Source organism: Sphaerisporangium sp. TRM90804, assembly GCF_029846175.1.
Taxonomy (GTDB): Bacteria; Actinomycetota; Actinomycetes; order Streptosporangiales; family Streptosporangiaceae; genus Sphaerisporangium.
Genome location: NZ_JARWAC010000056.1, coordinates 1 through 3,917, shown reverse-complemented (window position 1 = coordinate 3,917; position 3,917 = coordinate 1). Strand labels below are relative to the sequence as shown.

Below are 3,917 nucleotides of genomic sequence, written 5' to 3'. Positions count from 1 at the left end.
CCCGACCAGCCGTGGACGCTCCACGCCCAAGGGGCGCTGGTTCCGGTGTCGGACGGTTCTGCGTCACCGCGCGAGGCCGCGCCGTCGGCGGATGGCGCGGGGGCCGGGCTCCCGGCAGCGGTGGCGCCGGTGTGGCCGCCGGTGGACGCGGTGCCGGTGGACGCCTCGGGGCTGTATGACGAGTTGGCGCTGGCCGGGCTGGAGTACGGGCCGGTGTTCCGGGGCGTGGGTCAGGTCTGGCGGCGGGACGGCGAGGTGTTCGCCGAGGTGGAGCTGCCCGAGCGGGCACACACGGTCGCCGGTCGGGTGGGGCTGCACCCGGCGCTGCTGGACGCGTGCCTGCACCCGGCGTTGTTCTCGGACGCGCTGGACGGTGGCGAAGGGCCCATGTTGCCGTTCGCCTGGAGCGACGTCCGGGTGCACGCCACCGGGGCGACCCGGGTCCGCGTCCACCTCGTCCCCGATGGCGCCAACGCCTTCGCGCTGACCGTCACCGACCCGGCGGGCCTACCCGTCGCCACCGTCGCAAGCCTGGCCATGCGCGCCATGTCCGCCCAGCGGCTCGCGGCGGCACGCGCGGGCGTGCACGACTCGCTGTTCCGCCTCGACTGGACGCCGATCCCGGCCGGGACGGCCACCATGAGCGTCGCCGACTGGGACGGCCTGCCCGCCGACGGCCCGCTGCCGGACGCCGTGGTGCTGCGCTGCGCGCCGGCCTCCGACGCCGATGGCGTGCACGCCACCGCGAAGCGCGTGCTCGGCGTGCTTCAGACATGGCTCGCCGATGACCGGTTCGCCGGCGCGGTTCTCGTGGCGGCCACCCACGGCGCGGTCGCACTGCCCGGCGAGGACGTCACCGACCTGGCCGGCGCCGTCGCCTGGGGCCTGGTGCGCGCCGCCCAACTGGAACACCCCGGCCGCTTCGTGCTAGCCGACCTCGACGCCGCGAAGGCCGGTGACACGGCGGGGCTGTCCGCCGCCGTGGCCTGTGGCGAGCCGCAGGTGGTGGTGCGCGACGGCGCGGTGTACGGCGCGCGGCTGGCCCGCGTCGCCGCCGACCAGGCCGGCGGCGTGCAGGACGACTTCGGGGACGGCACCGTGCTCGTCACGGGCGCGACCGGTGCGCTGGGCGGCCTCGTGGCCCGGCACCTGGTGCATGAGCGCGGCGTGCGCAGCCTGCTGCTGGTCTCCCGCCGAGGGCCGGACGCGCCCGGCGCGGCGGAACTGAAGGAGGAGCTGTCGGCGTCGGGCGCCGAGGTCACCCTCGCCGCGTGCGACGTGGCCGACCGGACGGCGCTCGCCGCGCTCCTCGACGGCGTGCCGCTGACCGGCGTCGTCCACCTGGCCGGCGTGCTGGACGACGCGCCCATCGGCGCGCTGACACCCGAGCGCCTGGACACCGTGCTCGGCCCCAAGGCCGACGCCGCGCTGCACCTCCACCACCTCACCGCCGACCGTCCCATCTCGGCGTTCGTGCTGTTCTCCTCGGCCACCGGCGTGCTCGGCGCGCCCGGGCAGGGCAACTACGCCGCCGCCAACGCCGTGCTCGACGCGCTCGCCACGCACCGGCGGGCCACGGGGCTGCCCGCGCAGTCGTTCGCCTGGGGCCTGTGGGACGGCGGCATGGCCGGCGCCCTGACCGAAACCGACCTGCGGCGGATGAGCCGCACCGGCGTCGGCGCGCTCACGCCGGAACACGGCCTCACGCTCTTCGCCCGGGGTTGCACGGTCGACCTGCCCGTGGTGCTGCCGATCCGGCTCGACCTCAAGACGCTCGGCGCGGCCGGTGACGACCTGCCGCCGCTGTTCCGCGGCCTGGTCCGGGTACGGGCTCGCCGCCTGACGGCGCGGGCGACCGGCGCGGAGCAGTCCGCGCTCCAGGCCCGTCTGGCCGGGCTCGACCGGGATGGGCGCTCGGCGGCGCTGCTTGATGTGGTGCGCGGCCACGTCGCCACGACCCTCGGTTACAACAGCCAGGACGCCGTGGACGCCGACCGCGCGTTCACCGAGCTCGGGTTCGACTCGCTCAGCGCGGTCGAGTTCCGCAACGCCCTCAGCGCGGCGGCCGGTGTCCGCCTGCCCGCCACTCTGGCCTTCGACTACCCGACGCCCGCTCTGCTGGCCCGCTACCTGCTGGACGAACTGTCTGGCCTGGACGGGCGCGCGGCGCCGGTCGTCACGGCCCGCGCCGCCGCGACCGACGACGATCCCATCGTGATCGTGGCCATGGCCTGCCGGTACCCGGGCGGCGTGGAATCCCCCGAGGACCTGTGGCGTCTGGTCGCCGACGGCGTCGACGCGACCTCGGACTTCCCGAGCAACCGGGGCTGGGACGTCGACCGCGTCCACGACCCGCTGGCGGAACGCCCCCACACCACCTACACCCGCCGGGGCAGCTTCCTGCACGACGCGGGAGAGTTCGACCCGGGCTTCTTCGGCATCAGCCCCAACGAGGCCCAGCTGATGGACCCCCAGCAGTACCTGCTGCTGGAGACGGCGTGGGAGGTCTTCGAGCGCGCGGGCATCGACCCGGCGACCCTGCGCGGCAGCGCTACGGGCCTGTTCGCGGGGATGATGTACCACGACTACGCCGCGAACAACAGCACGGGCGCGATCGCCTCCGGCCGGGTCTCCTACGTGTTCGGCCTGGAAGGCCCGTCGGTCACGGTGGACACGGCGTGTTCGTCGTCGCTGGTGGCGTTGCATCTGGCGGCCCAGGCTCTGCGGTCGGGGGAGTGCTCCCTGGCGCTCGCGGGCGGTGTGGCGGTGATGGCGACTCCTGAGGTGTTCGTGGAGTTCAGCCGCCAGCGTGGGTTGTCGGCTGATGGCCGGTGTCGGTCGTTCGCGGCGGGGGCTGATGGCACGGGGTGGGGTGAGGGTGTCGGGATGCTGCTGTTGGAGCGGCTTTCTGATGCTCGTCGTCTTGGTCATCCGGTGCTGGCGGTGGTGCGTGGCTCCGCCGTCAATCAGGACGGTGCGTCCAATGGGCTGACGGCGCCCAATGGTCCGTCTCAGCAGCGGGTGATTCGTGCGGCGTTGGGGAACGCCGGGGTGTCGGCCGACGAGGTCGATGCGGTGGAGGCGCACGGCACGGGGACCACGTTGGGGGATCCGATCGAGGCGCAGGCGTTGCTGGCGACCTACGGCCAGGGGCGTGGGGATGATCGCCCGCTGTGGCTCGGGTCGATCAAGTCGAACATGGGTCATACGCAGGCGGCTGCGGGTGTGGCTGGTGTGATCAAGATGGTGATGGCGATGCGCCATGGCGTGTTGCCGCGTACGTTGCACGTGGACGCGCCTTCGCCGCAGGTGGACTGGTCCGAGGGCGCCGTCGAGCTGCTGACCGAGGTCCGTGACTGGCCGGTGGAGGGCCGTCCGCGCCGGGCGGGGGTGTCCTCGTTCGGGATCAGCGGCACCAACGCCCACGTGATCGTCGAACAGGCCCCCGAGTCGTCGGCCGTTGCCGTTGCCGTTGCCGTTGCTGGGTCGCCGGGTGCCCCTGACACCGCGTCCGCGCCCGTGGCAAGGACCCTCGCTCATGTCGGTGCCGAGACCCCCGCGGCGTCGTTGCCGGTGATCCCGTGGGTGCTGTCCGGCAAGACGGCCGAAGCGCTTCGTGCGCAGGCCGGCCGCCTGCTGGCACACGTCCAGACCGCCGAGAGCGGTGCCGGCCATGCGGCAGGTGCGCTCAACGTGGGGTATTCGCTGGTGACCGGCCGTGCGATGTGGACTCACCGCGCGGTGGTGGTGGGCGCCGACCGTGAGGAACTGCTGGCCGCTCTGGCCGCCCTGTCCCAGGACGGCACCGGAGTGGCCACCGGTACGGCGGCGCGTCCAGGGAAGCTGGGGGTGCTGTTCACCGGTCAGGGTGCGCAGCGGCTGGGTATGGGCCGGGAGCTGTATGAGGGTTTCCCGGT

Annotated in this window: 1 protein-coding gene; it reads left to right on the top strand. The window is 73.9% G+C overall.

All coding sequences use genetic code 11. From position 1 onward, the window contains the following. Positions 1–45 precede the first annotated feature (45 nt). On the top strand, positions 46–3,917 hold a 3,872-nt coding region (locus tag PYR91_RS36185; protein ID WP_279787508.1), incomplete at its 3' end, for an SDR family NAD(P)-dependent oxidoreductase.